The sequence below is a fragment of the Staphylococcus sp. 231237_7MaSpsaltlick genome (genome assembly GCF_043107035.1).
In genome coordinates this window covers 253,592-270,176 of record NZ_JBICNX010000005.1, presented here as the reverse complement: position 1 = coordinate 270,176, position 16,585 = coordinate 253,592, and the positions used below count along the sequence as shown (strand labels likewise).

The window sequence follows — 16,585 nt, the reverse complement described above, 5'->3', positions numbered from 1 at the left end:
ATCTATAATTCAATACAGTGTATAATATTAGTTAATAACTGATTCACTGAAAGTAACTAAACGTATAATACATAATTGAGGTGACTATAAATGGATGACATAATCAAAACAATCAAACAAGAACATAAGATTGAAAATATAATCAGTAAGTCGCGTTTTATAGCGCATATTAAACCTGTTGAATCAGAAGAAGAAGCAAAAGCGTTTATAGCAGCTGTCAAAGCAGAACATAAAGAAGCTAATCATAACTGTTCAGCATATACAATTGGTGACCAAATGAATATTCAAAAAGCAAATGATGACGGTGAACCAAGTGGTACAGCCGGCGTGCCGATGTTAGATATTCTTAAAAAGCTTGAGATCCATAATGCATGCGTGGTGGTTACACGTTATTTCGGTGGTATTAAATTAGGCGGTGGCGGTTTAATACGCGCCTATAGTGGTGCTGTGAGAGACGTTATATTTGATATAGGACGTGTTGCTTTACGTTCTGCTATACCTACCACTGTAACTATAGGTTATGATTTAACTGGTAAATTTGAATATGAATTAGAAAGTACACCTTTCTTATTGCGAGACCAAAACTACACGGATAAAGTAAGTTACCAAATTGATGTTGTTAATTCCGATTATGATACCTTTCTAGAATTTTTAAATCGCACTACCTCAGGTAATTATACTTTAATTGAAGGTGAAACAGTTCGTCTACCTTTCGATATTCCTACAAATTAATTTTTTGTGATGCTAAATTAACGTCCAATTAATATAAATACACAACACATTTTAAACAAAAAATACACCTCCTATAATCAGGAGGTGCATTTCTATTGCTATGAGCAATATTTTATATATTATTTGTGATAATCATCATGCTGTTCTTTATTTTCAATTAATTTTAATAATGGTCGATACTCGTCATCAATGAGTCCTGTAAATTCAACGATAAGTTCAATCGTGATTAAAATCAAAATAAACATCATGAGTACGCCCCATGGTTGAGATAGGTATAATATAATACTAGCAAGACTAAATAAGATTGCTATAGAATATATCAATAGTACAGTTTGACGATGTGAATAACCGAGTTCTAAAAATTTATGATGGAGATGCGATTTATCAGCTTGCATAATATGCTGACCTTTCTTCACACGACGAATCATAGCAAAGAGCGTATCAATAAATGGTACAGCTAAAATAACAATCGGGAAGAATAATGATACAAAGGTAATATTTTTAAACCCAAGCAGTGATAAGAAACCTACAATAAAACCAACAAGCAAAGCACCACTATCGCCTAAAAAGATTTTTGCTGGATGGAAATTAAAGAATAAGAATCCCAGAAGCGCTCCAATTAAAACACTACAAATCATCATAATAAATATATTTGCTTGTAAGATAGCTATAAAACCTATTGTCATTAATGCAATCATTGAGACACCAGATGCTAAGCCATCTAGTCCATCGATTAAATTAATTGCATTAGTAATTGCTACAATCCAAACAACTGTAATCGGTATCCCAAGAATACCAAAATGAATCGTAGGTCCAATAGGTAAAGAAATAAAATCAATAGTCACACCATAATAAACAACAACAAGTGCTGCAATTACCTGACCTAATAATTTAATTATCGGCTTCAAATCATAAATATCATCTATGAGTCCAACCAAGTAGATTAACACTGACCCAATAACCAGAGGTTTAACTTCCGTTTCTATAGGATGTCCAAGCCATATCCCTACCAAGAATGATATGAGTATTACAGTTCCACCAAGTACGGATATAGGTTTAGTATGTACCTTTCTAAAATTCGGTTGATCTACAATCCCTAATTTATGTGAAACCTTTATAACTATTGGTGTAAGTATCAAACTGACAATCATTGAAAAAATGATTAATAATAATGTGTACATCAGTTCACCTTCATTAATATAATTCTGTTTTATTTTTTATTTCAAAATCCTAAGTTGAAAATAATTATTCAAATTAATTGTAAGCTAATCATTATCTATTTTATCCACTCATGCAAATTTAAATTTAAAAATTTAATTACAGTCGTTATATAGTATGATATATTACATAATTCTATAATACCCTATACACTTTTACTTATACAACTTGAAATGCAATAATTGATAAGTCGCAGGATTTTTTCTTAAGTATTTAAATTTCAAGAGTGAATCATTGTATATTCACTCAAAAAATAATTTTAACACGAATATTAAGTGAATGTTATAAATTTCTATTTTCATAAAGATGACAAATTGTAAGTTTTCACTTACAATAACTAAATGTTTATTAAAGAGGAGTGTAAAGTTAAATGTTTGAAGCTATCATCTACAATATTTCTGTTACAGTAGCAGGTATCTATTTATTTCACCGCTTACAGTATTCAGAGAATAAAAATATGGTGTTTTCTAAAGAATATGTTACTGTTTTAATGACTATAGTAGCACTTTTACTATCCGCTTACCCCGTACCATTATTTAATCAATACACACTTTACTTAACCTTCATACCTATACTATTCTTAGGTAGATATACGAATATGTTTTATACTGTGCTTTCGGCGTTAATCGTAGGTTTAGTAAACGTTCTAATTGGTGATTATACTATCATTGCTGCTATGATACTCATTGTTATTGCTATAATTGTTGGGGCTGTTGGGCCATTTTTAAAACAAAACGATATTATTTCACTACAAATTCTTAATGTAATTACACTTGTTATTTTCCTAATTTTATCACTCATAAGTCCATATTACGAAATTACAGAAGTATTATTCTTAATACCTATATCATTTATATTAATGATTACTTCATCAATCACATTTGTCGATATTTGGTATTTTTTCTCTTTAGTAAATCGTTACGAAAATGAAGATAAATTTGACTATTTAACAGGTTTAGGTAACGTTAAAGAATTCGACAGACACCTAAATGAAACGACGAGCATCGCTGAAAAAAACAACCAAAGTATTGGGTTGTTGCTCATTGATATTGACGGCTTTAAAGATGTAAATGATAAATTTTCACATCAGTCTGGTGATGCAGTATTAAGGCAAGTTGCACAACTTCTTAAAAACTATGTTCCACAAGAATTTAGTATTTACCGTAACGGTGGCGAAGAATTCTCTATCGTTTTATACGATTATACTTTAGATCAATGTGTTAAATTGAGTGAGAGTATACGTGGTGGCGTAGAACAGTCAACTTTCCATTTACCTAATAAAGAGGTTATTAAATTATCTGTTTCAATAGGTGTTGGTTATTTAACTGCCGATGATTATAAGTCACAACGTAAAGTATTTAAAATAGCAGATGATATGTTGCATATGGCTAAAAATGAAGGACGTAATCAAGTAATGTTTAATCCTATCGTTAAACTTTAATAGTCTTTTTAACTATTCTCATTTTTATTATGACTATATAAGCGCTATTTATTTAACCATTGCTAAACAAAACTCGTGAGATGTTTTGCCTTAAACTACTTTCTTGTCGCATCACAATTTGATTTATATCGATATAAAGACAAACACTCAACATAAGGTGTTTGTCTTTTTTTGATATATCGAAGCTCCTATCAAATCTCATTACTCATCAAACAAAATCAATTTTAAATACGAACAATCATTACGAATTCATTGGTCGCTTACTTCTCCTACTACAAACTTTAAGTTTTTTTATATTTAAAATTCATCAAACTATTATGACAAATAATGTTAATTTAACGCGATAGTTATTAATTTTATTATCTTTAGCTAAAGCTTTCATTTTCTATAAACTGTTATAGTTATACAATTAAGTTTGTTACAATATATAGGGGTACATTAAAAAATGTTGAGGGTGTATGAATTACTATTGAAAGTTTCAATTGTACACTGTAAACTTTCAATTGTTCTAAAAACTTTTCAGGAGGTGCAAAGCTATGTCAGATTCAATTACAATCATTGATGAAGATAAGGTTATTGATGTCGTTCTTATTGCAGGAAGAATTTTACTTGAAAGCGGCGCTGAAACTTACCGCGTTGAAGACACAATGACGCGTATAGCTGCAAGTTTTGGTTTAGATGATACATATAGCTTTGTGACATCTACTGCAATCATTTTTTCATTAAATAATCGTACTAATACACGACTTATCAGAATCCGTGAACGTACAACAGACTTAGAAAAAATTGCTTTGACTAACAGTCTCTCACGAAAAATTTCTAATAATGAACTTAATATAGATCAAGCAAAATCTGAACTGGTACATTTGCACCATGCTTCTTTACAATATTCATCCATAACAAATTTCTTGGCAGCTCCTATTGCATGTGGTTTTTTCCTATTCATGTTTGGTGGTATCATCCAAGACTTTATTTTCGCTATTATCGCTGGCGCTGGCGCTTTTTTAACGTTCAATTATGTGCAACGTTATATACAAATAAAATTCTTTTCTGAATTTATTAGTGCAGCAGTCGTTATTATGATAGCTTCTACTTTCACAAAAATGGGTTGGTCACATAACCAAGATATTATAACCATTGCCGGCGTTATGCCACTTGTACCTGGTATTTTGATTACTAACGCTATACGTGACTTGATGGCTGGCGAATTACTTGCAGGTATGTCACGCGGTGTTGAAGCGGCGTTAACTTCATTTGCGATTGGCGCTGGTGTTGCCATTGTATTACTAATATTTTAAAAAAGGAGTGCTTATATGGCCATTGTATATTATTTTTCACAATTTATAATTAGCTTTCTTGCAACAATGCTATTTTCAATTCTGTTCAATGCACCAAGACGCCTCCTTTTAGCATGTGGTTTTGTAGGCGCAATGGGATGGATTATCTATAAGTTAACGTTTGACGCTGATTTAGGTAAAGTTCTAGCCTCTTTTTTAGGTAGTTTTATCCTAGCTATAATGAGCCACGTGATGAGTAGACGTTACAAACGACCTGTAATTATTTTCATTGTCCCTGGCATTATTCCACTTGTACCAGGTGGTTTAGCATATGAAGCGACACGTTTTTTAGTAAGTAATGAATACACCCATGCCGTTAATACATTTTTAGAAGTGACCCTAATTTCTGGAGCGATTGCTTTTGGTATTTTATGTGCGGAGATTATTTATTACATCTATACACGCATAAAACAACATTATGGTAAAATGAATGGTAAAACTTATAAAAAATCTTACAACATGAACAATAGAGCTTAAAGGGGTGTTTTTATGAAACAAGACATAATTGAAAGACTAACAAGATACGTAACTATCGACACGCAATCTGATCCAGAATCTAATACAACACCATCTACAGAGAAACAGTGGAATTTATTGAATTTATTAAACGATGAATTGACTGACTTTGGATTAGAAACAGATATCGATGAACAAGGGTACTTATTTGCAACACTAGAAAGCAATGTAGATGCTGATTTACCAACTGTTGGATTTTTGGCTCACGTCGACACATCACCAGACTTTAATGCTACGAATGTCAATCCACAAATCATTGAAGCTTATGATGGCAAACCAATTCAACTTGGAGATACAAGCCGTGTTTTAAGCCAAGATGTTTTTCCAAATATGAAAAATGTTGAAGGTCATACACTTATGGTTACAGATGGAACGTCATTATTAGGTGCTGATGATAAAGCGGGCGTCGTTGAAATTATGGAAGCTTTAAAATACTTAACTTCACATCCTGAAATCAAACATGGCCGTATCCGCGTTGCATTTACACCAGATGAAGAAATTGGCAGAGGTCCTCATGAATTTGATGTTGAACGCTTTAATTCTGATTTTGCGTATACGATGGATGGTAGTGAATATGGAGAATTGCAATATGAAAGTTTTAATGCTGCTGAAGCAATCGTAACTTGTCATGGTGTCAACGTGCATCCAGGCTCAGCAAAAGATGCGATGATTAATGCTGTATTATTAGGCCAACAATTTAATTCATTACTTCCACCAAACGAAGTTCCTGAAAGAACTGAAGGTTATGAAGGATTTTATCATTTGATGAAAATAAACGGCGATGTTGAAAAAACAACACTTCATTATATTATTCGTGATCACGACAGTCATCAATTTGACCTACGTAAGAAACGTTTAATTGAAATAAAAAATGATATCAATACGCATTTCGAAGACAATCCTATTGAAATCGAAATCAATGATCAATATTATAATATGGGCGAAAAAATCTCCGCTAACCCACACGTTATTGATATACCAAAACGTGTTTTTGCCAAATTAGATATTCCAGCCAACACTGCACCAATCCGTGGAGGCACGGACGGTTCACAGCTTTCTTATATGGGATTACCTACACCAAATATCTTTACTGGTTGTGATAATTTTCACGGTCCTTTCGAATACGCATCTATTGATGTGATGGAAAAAGCTATTGAAGTCATTGTGGGTATCACCGAAGAAGTCGTACAAACATATCAAAAATAATTGTATTTATATAAAATTAGGTTCCGAGACATATACAGATGTCCCGGAACCTTAATTTTTATGATACTATTTTACTAAAAATAATACAGATATTACGAATAAGGCTATTAAAAACTATTTATCATATTAGTAACTTGAGCTACATTCCAAAAAGATAAATTTAAATGCATTTTAACAACTTAATTTATTTGTTTTCATCAAATTGCGTTTTCAATAGTTTAATCGCTTGAACTGTATAATGTCTGATTTGAATTCCCATTTTAAAATCAGTAAAACTCTCTGGCATTTCAATAAAGGTATTAAACATGGCTGTAACACCTATAGATTCAAATAAATCAAACTTATCATCAGTGGCACAAATTGCTATTGATGGTTTATTATATTTTGTAGCTAATTCTGCTAGGCGGACCGTTGTCGTTTCAAGTATTTGGTCAGCTTCATTTATACCTTCACCAAAAATGATCAAATCTGCTTGCGCTATTAGGGCGTCTAAGTGTGTAATTTGATCTACGAGTTCATGACTGGTCATGATTTCTGCATTATAGAGTGCATTTAATACTGCAGCGATGCCACCGCCTGCTCCCCCTCTTTGCACTGGACCCAACACAAGTTTTAGTTCACTTTTGAACATTTCACTTAAATACCAAATCAAATTATCAATTTCGGCAGCGTTTTCACGTGTTATGCCATAAGTTTCGTATGTTTGCATAATTTCACTATTTTTTCCGTAAATTTTACTATCAAAATCTGACATTAATTGAAAACGTACGTTGTTTAATTTTGGCTCCAGCCCAGAAATATCAATTTTGCGAATATATTTCAATTTATAACTACCTTGTCGTAAATCAATTTCTTGTGCTTCGTCATCATAAAACTTAGCACCAAGTGCTTGTAACATACCCGCGCCACCATCAAAACTACCTATGCCACCTAGTGAAATAACAATATGAGTCGCATCATTCTCTAGAGCATCTGCTATAACTTCTCCTAAACCATAGCTTGTACGTTCGTTGATTGGCTTTTGACCTTTTAAAAATAGATTACCTTCAATCACAGTCATACCACTATCTGTGATACCATACACCGCTTCTACTTCTTGCATATCAGCATCATGTGTTGTCATTCTGTATTTTGTACCAGACTGCCAAAGAAAAACAGAATCCATTAGTTCATGACGACCGTTAAATAAAGGTACTTGTACTATGTCTGCTTTTTCAATTTGGCTAGCCACTGCTTCTTCAACATAACGATTCGCTTGATAGCTAGAAATAATCCCATTAAATTCATCCATCGCAACTAAAACTTTCATTTTGTCACCTCTAGTATTTTTATTAAAATGATATTTGATTGATAAAAATAAAAATTAGAAACACGATTACTTTCCAATTTTATATACATATGAACATATATGAATACCATATCATTCAGTCATATATGTATAAATGATAAAATAGTAGTCTACATTTCTTATTCAATTATTTATTATACATGCCAGAAGAAAAATTTTCACATTATAAGAAACGCTTGTTAAACACCTACCTCATTGATAAGCGCTTAACAAGCGTTTAAAACTTTATTTTATTGTAGTTTATTCTTCAGCGCTAGCTAATGTTGAAACATTAATGTCTTCGTGACTCGCATTCCAAATTGCTTGTCCCTTAACAAAATAAAATGCTTGTGGTGATTCATGTTTCACATTTGTTTTTTCTTCTATATAATCAGATAATTCGCGTTCTTGTTGTACAATTAAATAAAAACCATCCATATCTCTTTCATATAAAAATTTGTTGAATTGGTCAATTGCATTTGCTGAAATCGGGCATGTTTCACTATGTTTCAGTACAAATACATATTTATTTTCATTAATAATTTGCTCAAACTGGTCAATCGAACTCAGCTTTATAGCCATTCTATTCACCTCTAAAAATATTTAACACACGATGATGTTTCAAAAAGTGTGAAATTTACACGATATACTCATATCATTGTTTCCAATTATACACAACTCTCTTTTTATTGTTAACTGTTTATTTAAAATTTTATAACTTTGCTAAAAAACCTTTTTAATTAAAGCCTTCTTTTACATTATTATATTCTTTGTTAAAATCAGCGTCAAACTTCTCTAAATCTTCACCTTTCTTCGGTAAATCTTTAGCGTTGATTTTTTCTAATTGTTCGCTAATATCTATAGTTTCTTTACGAGTTTCATAATAATTTTGTAAGCTGTAATACATTTCTATGGCATTTTTACGTGCATCGTTGACATAATTGTTTGTAATTGCTGTTTTATTCAAATCTTTAATTTGCTTATCAATCAAAGGCATAATTTGTGTTTCTATAGACTGCCTCACTTTTGTAGAATCTGTTGAATCCGCTTCTTTTTCGGCTGTGTTTCTCAACTCTTTATTATTTTGTTCTAATTTACGCTTAAAGTTATTTACGTCAGTTGTCGAACCTGCGTCACTTGCTTTTTGAATATGTGCTTCAACTTGAGATCTATTTTTTTCAAATAACTTAGTATAATCTAAAATATCCTCATTTGCCTTAACTGCCTGATTGCATAAATCTGTGAAGTTTTTTAAATTATTAATAGCAGCTTTTTTCTCTTTCACCGATTTCAAATATGTTGATTTTAATTTTTTTGTTTCTTCAGAATCAGCAGGTAATTTTTTCGCAGCCGTTTCATAATTATCAAGCTTAGGAATCAATTTACTATTCACTTTATTTTGTAATTCGTTAAATTCTTTTTTGTTATTATCTGTCATATCTGTCTTGCTCAAATCATCTAAACGCTTTAAATGAATATCATCTATGACCTTTTTCAGTTCTGTTTCTTTGGATTTCACATCATTAAGCGTGCTATCAAAATCTTTAAATTCGGTCGATCCTTCATTGCCACATGCGCTTAGTGTAATTGAGAAGCAAAACAATAAAACAATGCAAATTATTTTTTTCATTTCTGCACTCCTTATCATTCAGTATTATACAGAAACTTATTTAACTTGAAAATGATATATGATATATTGTTTCAGAATTTATAGTTTAACAGTTCTATCATAACATTGAAAGGCGTGGACAACCTACATGTATTCTCATATTCAACCATTAATAACAAAAGATTCTAACAACATTTATCAACAACGATACCAAGACCTAAGCGATACGCTTTTCAACTTACTTGATACACCTGTTAAATCAACACATCATATCGGTGGGACTTCGCACTTTAATTATCCTACAGAGCCTATTTTAGATATATTAGTAGGCGTAAATAATTTACACGATATTACATCCTTAGATGAAAAACGTTTAAATTATAAAGGATTCTATCGCTTACACCACCCATACAAGAAAAAAGTAGTTATGGCGCAATTTAATAACTTAATAGAATTAAAACAAATTACTCGTTTACATATTATTCAAAAAGACTCAAAACTGTATAATGATTATTTGCAAACAAACCTTTTACTTAGTGAAAATCGTACATTATCCTCAACATTTGGTAAATCAAAACAATCTGTAGCAATTACTGCATCAAATATTCGTGACTACGAAAACCAAAAGCATCAGCTGTTTTGCGAACTCATAAAACGTTTAAGTGACGGTGCGAAAAATACTGATATATAATTAAAATTGTTAAAAATGAAATGACATAATATGGAAATGAATGGAATAAATATTTATAATGTACACTTTTAATTCAAGGCATTTTCACTAAATTCCCATTTTTGAGACTAACCTATTAATGAACCAATTAAAATTCAAAAAATCATAAATAATATCCTAAGATTTTAGCCAAGCACACGAATCATTGGTATAATAAATAAATGAATTAAACAAGAAAGGATGTTCTATAGTTGCATAAAGATAACATCTTAAAGGAATTAAAAGCGATTGTACCATCAGAAATTATTAAAATTGATGAACCCTTAAAAAAGTATACATACACGCAGACTGGTGGTAAGGCTGATTATTACCTTTCCCCTACCAAAAATGAACATGTTCAAGCTATTGTTCACTATGCTTATACTAAAGATATTCCCGTTACCTATTTAGGAAATGGATCTAATATTATTATTCGCGAAGGTGGTATTCGCGGTATTGTTATCAGCTTGCTTTCACTTGATTATATCGATGTATCAGATGACGCAATTATTTCTGGTAGTGGTGCAGCAATCATAGATGTTTCACGTACTGCAAGAGACCATGCTTTAACAGGTCTTGAATTTGCATGTGGTATACCTGGATCTATTGGTGGTGCTGTATTTATGAATGCAGGTGCTTATGGTGGAGAAGTAAAAGATTGTATTGATTATGCACTCTGTGTAAATGAAAAAGGCGAGTTAATTACATTAACGAATAAAGAATTAGAATTAGATTATCGTAATAGTATTGTACAACAAAAACACTTAGTGGTTTTAGAAGCAGCATTTACACTTGCGCCTGGCAACCTAGACGAGATACAAGCGACTATGGATGACTTAACTGAAAGACGAGAAACCAAACAACCACTAGAATATCCATCATGTGGCAGTGTTTTCCAGCGTCCTCCAGGCCACTTTGCAGGTAAATTAATTCAAGATTCTGAATTACAAGGTCACCGTATTGGTGGCGTTGAAGTGTCTAAAAAGCATGCTGGCTTTATGGTGAATGTTGATAAAGGTACAGCCACTGACTATGAAGATTTAATTCACTACGTTCAAGAAGTCGTAAAAGAAAAATTTGACGTTGATCTCCATCCCGAAGTAAGAATCATTGGAGACCATCCTGTTGATTAATAGGAGCAAAGACTATGATTAATGTATACGGTTCTACAGTAGATAATGAGTCTCGGTGTATACACTATCAAACACCATTAGACATTATTGCAATTAAATTTAAATGTTGTGACAAATATTATCCTTGCTATAAATGTCATAATGAACATGAAAACCATAGCATACAGCGATGGAATTCAGACGAATTTAATGAAAAAGCAATTTTATGTGGCGTTTGCCATCATGAAATGACTATCAATGACTATATGATGATTGAAGCTTGTCCCGAGTGTGATGCGCATTTCAACAATCGTTGTAAATATCACTATCATTTATATTTTTCAGTTTAATTAGCCATTTTAAAAAATACGTGTTACATCTTATTTATTAAACAGAAGATGTAACACGTATTTTTTTACAGTTTCTTTGATTTCAAAATTTTGATAATTACACTTTGCTTATAATACTTTCCTGTGATTTTGGATAAAATAAACAACACCCCCACAAAAATTGAAGGTTTTGTTTATTTTAAGTATTAGTATTTATGTACCAAACTATTTCATTTGTTGTAACTTCAATTATTAAATTCACAATTTCACACTTCGATTGATTGTCAATTTTTCAGTTAGTCAATTAATGATCTATTTTATCACTAACAAATTGAATGAAAGTCTCTACGTCACCTTTTTGAATATCCTTCATAGGCATTGGTCCAATATTAAATTTAAAATTGATTTTTTCACCATCGTAGTTAATCGATTCTATTTCATTATATGCTATGCTTCTATAATAAAATTCACCGTTCATATCCACATTCAAGATAATTCTTTCACTCGTGGCTATAAAAGCTCCTTCAAATTCCGAAGAACCTTGTACAGAATATTCTATAGTTCCCAAGACACTAGGTCCCTTTTTCTCAGTTGGATACAAATCATTTGGATTAATATTATCTAGTATCATGTATTTCAATCCTCCTACATTCGTTGTTTTGATTTTTACAAGTTGATGTTAGAGGCTTATTTTCTAAAAATCATCTTGTATTCATTCCATTATTATAACATTACTACCTTAAAGTTTAATAATATCTTGATTTATTTAAAACCAAGATATAACACGGCTTCAATTATCATTTTAATATATTATAAATGCGATTTAACTCAACGATTCTACTATTTTTTAATAATCCATTAACTTAACTTGGAGCATTAAAAAGAGAGCCTGGTATAAGCCAGACTCTCAATTCAGACGTTCCCCCACAGATAACGTCATTTAAACTTATTTTTCTAAAGCTTTCTCAACTTCTTCAATTTGTTTAATTGCTGTTGTTGTTGATCCACTTGCAAAGTACCAAAGTTTAGGATCAAGCTCGTATACTTTGTCATCTTTAATTGCATCTACATCTTTGATTACATCATTACCTAATGCGTTTTTAGCTGTTGATTTACCACTAATTGCTTGTCCACGGTCCATTGCAAAGATAATACTTGGGTTTTTCTCTGCTACATATTCATTTGTTACATTTTGACCGTGTTTACTATTTTCAATATTTTCATCAGCTGGTGTGAAGCCCATTGTATCAAATATCATCGAACCGAAACGTTCACCTGCTCCAAATGTTGATAATTCACCTTCATTTACTAATAAGAATAACGCTTTTTTATCTTTTAAATCTTTTGTTTTATCTTTGATGCCTGCAATTTTATCATCTAATTTTTTAGTTAGTGATTTTGCTTTGTCTTCTTTATCATAAATTTTACCTAAATTTTCAGTGTTCTTTTTCAATGAATTCACTTCATCTTTATCATCAACGCCAACGTAAACTACTTTTGCATCTGGCGCAGCTTTTTTGAATTCATCTAGATTTTTTTGATTCGCTGTACGTCCTGAAATATAAATAACTTCTGGTTTAGCTTCAGCAACTTTATCGAAATTAACTTCTTTTAGACTTCCAGTATTTAAATATTTTTCATCTTTGAAATCACTTAAGAAATCTGGTAATGATTTATTACCTTCACCTTTAGGAAGTGCTTTTACTTTATCTTCAAGTCCTAATTCTTTCATTGTATCTAATGTACCATAATCAAAAACAACTGCATTTTTTGGATTTTTAGGAACTTCTACAGTTTCCTTGACTGCTTTAGCATCACTGCCATCACGTTTCTCTCCACTTGCTTGATAGTTATTTTCAATTTTTACAGTTTTATCTGAACTTTCGCCTTTTGAATCAGCTTCTGAATTTTTTTTATCGTCTGATCCACCATTACTACATGCTACTAATAAAAACATTAACCCTACTACTAATAATAATCCTAATTTTTTCATGTGCTTAACTCCTCCTGGATTTCTAAATGATGTATTCCTTTTTATGTCCCTAAAAGTTAACAACGTTACAGTTGCATCACTCCCCTCAAAGTTATCATTAATTTATTACATGGAATGTGCCAATACTAAATCTTCATGAGCTGTTAACTCATCGTAATAAACACATATGCGTTGACCGCGAATTTCTTCAATTCTGACATCCATGTCATATAATGTTTTTAGTACATTTGTTTGTATAACGTCATTTTTCGTACTTGCTTTTACAAGTTGGCCATCTTTTAAAGCGATGATGTCATCAGAATAACAAGAAGCAAAGTTAATATCGTGAATCACCACAACTATCGTTTTGTTCAAATCTTTTGCGAGCCTACGTAATGTTTGCATAATTTGAACCGAATGCTTCATATCAAGATTATTCAATGGCTCATCCAATAATATGTATTCTGTATCTTGAGCTATAGTCATAGCTACATAAGCTCGTTGACGCTGTCCACCAGAGAGTGTTTTTAAATAACGGTCTCTAATTTCATTTAAATGTAATAAATCTAATGCATATTCAACTTGATCTCTATCTTCTCTTTTCAATCGGCCTTTCGAATGTGGAAAGCGTCCAAATTGCACTAGTTCTTCAACAGTAATATTTAATTCTGTGTGATTAGATTGTTTTAAAATTGCTAATTTTTTTGCTAAATCATTACTTTTATAATCAGTAATTAATTTTCCTTCTATTTCAATCGTACCTTCTTCAAAATCAATCAATCTTGTTATAGCTGAAAGGAGTGTACTCTTCCCTGCACCATTTGGGCCTATCATCGTCGTCAATTTCCCTTTGTTGATTTCAACATTTATATTTTGCAAAATCGCTTTGTCTTGTATCGTCTTATTAAGACCTTGAACTTTGATCAATGCGCATGTCTCCTTTTAATTAATAGATAAATGAAGTAACTTCCTCCAACTAAATCAATAATGATGCTGACTTGTGTAGTTGCTTCAAAGAAATTTTCTACTACTCCTTGTGCGATGATTAAACTTAACCAACTAATACAAATCGTTGCTGGCAAAATATACTTATGTTTATATGTTTTCATTAGTTCATGTGCTAAATTGACTGTTAGTAATCCTAGGAATGTAATAGGACCAACTAAAGCCGTTGAAATAGATACCAACACTGATACTAAAATTAATAATAAGCGCGTTAAAGTTTTATATGATATACCCAAGTTGATTGCTTGGTCTCGACCTAATAACAGTACATCTAAATACGGGATTGCATAAACCGTAATTAGAATAAGAATGACAAGTATAATACCACATAGTGTTACGAGCTTACTGTTAGAAGCGTCAAAATTTGCAAACATCGCACTTTGAACAGCTAAGAAATCTTCTGGATTTATAATTAGTTCTAAAAATCCTGTAATACTTCTAAAGAAAGTTCCTAAGATAATACCAACTAGTAAAATGAAATATACTGATACATCGCCAATTCTAAAAATACCTTGGAATAATAATAAAGAAAAACCAATCATAACTATTAAAGAAATTAAAAAACTTAAATATAAATTTGTAACAAAGGCTGATTGTACACCGAATACAAATACAATAAGAACTTTTACAAACATATAAATTGAATCTAATCCCATAATAGAAGGCGTTAATAATCTATTGGTCGTAATTGCTTGGAAAATAACTACAGAGGCCGCTATCGCACCGCCCACCAAGACCATAAGTATGAGCTTTCTCAAACGACTAGTAAATTGATATTGGAATATTTCAAAATCAATACCTATTACAAGGTAAATGGCTGCTACTATGGCTGTACATGCAATTAAGACGTACATTTTTGTTTTAGCGCTAATTTGCATAGTTATGTCTTCCTTTCATTAGCAAAATTAAGAAAATAATAGTGCCAAAGACACCAATTGTTAAACCTATATTAATCTCATACGGGTAAACAATCAGTCTGCCGACAATGTCTGAAAACATAACAAATATAGCACCTAACATCGCAGTATGTGGCAAAGCATTTTTCAAATGATCTCCTCTAAAAATTGAAACAATATTTGGAACAATGAGCCCTAAGAAAGGTAATATTCCAACAGTCACAACAACTAGCGCTGTAATCGTAGCTGTGATAAATAATCCAATGTTAATAATTCTTTCATAGTTGACACCTAAATTATTACTGAAGTCTTTCCCCATCCCTGCGATTGTAAAATGATTCGCAAAAATATATGTAAATATTAGTAACGGAATGCTTAAGTATAAAATTTCATATCTACCACTCGTAATAATGGCAAAATTACCATTTAACCAGTTACCGATACTTTGAACTGTATTCGTCCTAAGCGCTATAAAAGTTGCAAAACTCGAAACAATACCACCGAGCATGATTCCTAAGAGTGGAATAAAAATAACATCGGTAAAGCGAATATATTGAACTAATTTTACAAATAAAAAAGTGCCTGCAATGCTCAAGACTACTGCAAAAACTAATTTAATCATGATATTTTCTTGAGGGAAAAATATCATAGATATTAAGATACCTAGTTTCGCCCATTCCATAGTTCCTGCTGTAGTTGGACTCACAAATTTATTTTGCATCATTTGTTGCATAATCAACCCAGCAAGCGCTAGTGTACTACCTGATATTAATATACTGACAGTTCTTGGAATTCTACTTGAGACAATAATGTTTATTTGCTCTTTAGAAAGTGTGAAAATGTCAGTAATAGAAACCTTACTCACACCTATAAAAAGAGAAAGGATAGTAAGTAATGATAAAATGATAGCTAAAACTATACCATTTAAAAAGAATTTCATAATGATGTACCTCTAATCCTTTCATAATTCTGAATTATTCATGATGTTAACCAATGGTTATGATAATCATTATCAGTGGTTATAATAAAATTCTACCATTTTTAAACGTAAATTCAATAGCAATCAGTGATTTAAATAAAAGTATTTAATTGTAAACTATATACAAAAAATATTTAATTTACTGTTGATGAGTTAGTTGAATTTTTATGCTTTACTTGTTTAACTATTTATTTGAA

Annotated in this window: 17 protein-coding genes; 8 read left to right on the top strand and 9 right to left on the bottom strand. The window is 31.4% G+C overall.

All coding sequences use genetic code 11. The features are described from left to right. Window positions 1-90: 90 nt before the first annotated feature. On the top strand, window positions 91-732 hold the full coding sequence (locus ACF91D_RS11910) for a YigZ family protein (protein WP_039069820.1): 642 nt from the start codon (window positions 91-93) through the stop codon (window positions 730-732). A gap of 119 nt (window positions 733-851) precedes the next feature. Here the strand turns inward: ACF91D_RS11910 and ACF91D_RS11905 are convergent, their stop codons facing one another. Further along, complete coding sequence (locus ACF91D_RS11905) at window positions 852-1,913, bottom strand: glycosyltransferase family 4 protein (protein ID WP_039069818.1); 1,062 nt, start codon at window positions 1,911-1,913, stop codon at window positions 852-854. A gap of 407 nt (window positions 1,914-2,320) precedes the next feature. On the opposite strand from ACF91D_RS11905, the gene gdpS reads away from it, so the two are divergent. From gdpS to pepT, 4 genes are all read left to right on the top strand, one after another. After that, window positions 2,321-3,391: a GGDEF domain-containing protein GdpS gene (gdpS, locus tag ACF91D_RS11900; protein ID WP_039069817.1), complete on the top strand. Its 1,071-nt coding sequence runs from the start codon at window positions 2,321-2,323 to the stop codon at window positions 3,389-3,391. Window positions 3,392-3,927: 536 nt separating this feature from the next. After that, window positions 3,928-4,689 carry a threonine/serine exporter family protein gene (locus ACF91D_RS11895; protein WP_039069816.1) on the top strand — a complete coding sequence of 254 codons (762 nt, stop codon included), beginning with the start codon at window positions 3,928-3,930 and terminating at the stop codon, window positions 4,687-4,689. Between the two features lie 15 nt (window positions 4,690-4,704). Continuing rightward, a complete protein-coding gene (locus ACF91D_RS11890) occupies window positions 4,705-5,205 on the top strand; it encodes a threonine/serine exporter family protein (RefSeq protein WP_101050365.1) in 501 nt (166 codons plus the stop codon). A 12-nt stretch (window positions 5,206-5,217) separates the two neighbouring features. Further along, window positions 5,218-6,450, top strand: coding sequence for a peptidase T (gene pepT, locus ACF91D_RS11885; protein WP_039069815.1), 1,233 nt, complete (start codon window positions 5,218-5,220; stop codon window positions 6,448-6,450). 184 nt (window positions 6,451-6,634) lie between these two features. Here pepT and ACF91D_RS11880 read toward each other — a convergent pair whose 3' ends face one another. The 3 genes from ACF91D_RS11880 to ACF91D_RS11870 form a co-directional block, all read right to left on the bottom strand. Further along, complete coding sequence (locus ACF91D_RS11880; protein ID WP_327620777.1) at window positions 6,635-7,759, bottom strand: glycerate kinase; 1,125 nt, start codon at window positions 7,757-7,759, stop codon at window positions 6,635-6,637. A 279-nt stretch (window positions 7,760-8,038) separates the two neighbouring features. Continuing rightward, a complete protein-coding gene (ytxJ, locus tag ACF91D_RS11875; RefSeq protein WP_039068748.1) occupies window positions 8,039-8,359 on the bottom strand; it encodes a bacillithiol system redox-active protein YtxJ in 321 nt (106 codons plus the stop codon). 154 nt (window positions 8,360-8,513) lie between these two features. Beyond that, the gene (locus ACF91D_RS11870) at window positions 8,514-9,407 is read right to left on the bottom strand and encodes an EMYY motif lipoprotein (protein ID WP_039068750.1); all 894 of its coding nucleotides are present in this window, start codon (window positions 9,405-9,407) and stop codon (window positions 8,514-8,516) included. 127 nt (window positions 9,408-9,534) lie between these two features. On the opposite strand from ACF91D_RS11870, the gene ACF91D_RS11865 reads away from it, so the two are divergent. The 3 genes from ACF91D_RS11865 (at window position 9,535) to ACF91D_RS11855 (ending at window position 11,557) form a co-directional block, all read left to right on the top strand. Beyond that, on the top strand, window positions 9,535-10,077 hold the full coding sequence (locus ACF91D_RS11865) for a GrpB family protein (RefSeq protein WP_327620778.1): 543 nt from the start codon (window positions 9,535-9,537) through the stop codon (window positions 10,075-10,077). Between the two features lie 230 nt (window positions 10,078-10,307). After that, window positions 10,308-11,228 carry a UDP-N-acetylmuramate dehydrogenase gene (gene murB / locus ACF91D_RS11860; protein ID WP_039068752.1) on the top strand — a complete coding sequence of 307 codons (921 nt, stop codon included), beginning with the start codon at window positions 10,308-10,310 and terminating at the stop codon, window positions 11,226-11,228. A 14-nt stretch (window positions 11,229-11,242) separates the two neighbouring features. Next, entirely contained in the window at window positions 11,243-11,557 is a 315-nt protein-coding gene (locus tag ACF91D_RS11855; protein WP_039068753.1) for a CHY zinc finger protein, read from the top strand. A gap of 283 nt (window positions 11,558-11,840) precedes the next feature. Here the strand turns inward: ACF91D_RS11855 and ACF91D_RS11850 are convergent, their stop codons facing one another. The 5 genes from ACF91D_RS11850 to ACF91D_RS11830 all read right to left on the bottom strand — a co-directional run bounded on the left by ACF91D_RS11850 (window position 11,841) and on the right by ACF91D_RS11830 (window position 16,349). Then, on the bottom strand, window positions 11,841-12,167 hold the full coding sequence (locus tag ACF91D_RS11850) for a PH domain-containing protein (RefSeq protein ID WP_069792706.1): 327 nt from the start codon (window positions 12,165-12,167) through the stop codon (window positions 11,841-11,843). Between the two features lie 315 nt (window positions 12,168-12,482). Then, window positions 12,483-13,529: a ferrated catecholamine ABC transporter substrate-binding lipoprotein SstD gene (locus ACF91D_RS11845; protein WP_327620779.1), complete on the bottom strand. Its 1,047-nt coding sequence runs from the start codon at window positions 13,527-13,529 to the stop codon at window positions 12,483-12,485. Window positions 13,530-13,634: 105 nt separating this feature from the next. Continuing rightward, window positions 13,635-14,435, bottom strand: a complete 801-nt coding sequence (locus tag ACF91D_RS11840; protein ID WP_039068756.1) for an iron ABC transporter ATP-binding protein — start codon at window positions 14,433-14,435, stop codon at window positions 13,635-13,637. Beyond that, the gene (locus ACF91D_RS11835; protein ID WP_327620780.1) at window positions 14,432-15,391 is read right to left on the bottom strand and encodes an iron chelate uptake ABC transporter family permease subunit; all 960 of its coding nucleotides are present in this window, start codon (window positions 15,389-15,391) and stop codon (window positions 14,432-14,434) included. The genes ACF91D_RS11840 and ACF91D_RS11835 overlap by 4 nt, the downstream gene beginning before the upstream one ends. After that, window positions 15,381-16,349 (bottom strand): ABC transporter permease, encoded by a 969-nt coding sequence (locus tag ACF91D_RS11830; protein WP_327620781.1) that lies wholly within the window; start codon window positions 16,347-16,349, stop codon window positions 15,381-15,383. Before ACF91D_RS11830 ends, ACF91D_RS11835 begins: the two co-directional genes overlap by 11 nt. Between the last annotated feature and the right edge of the window lie 236 nt (window positions 16,350-16,585).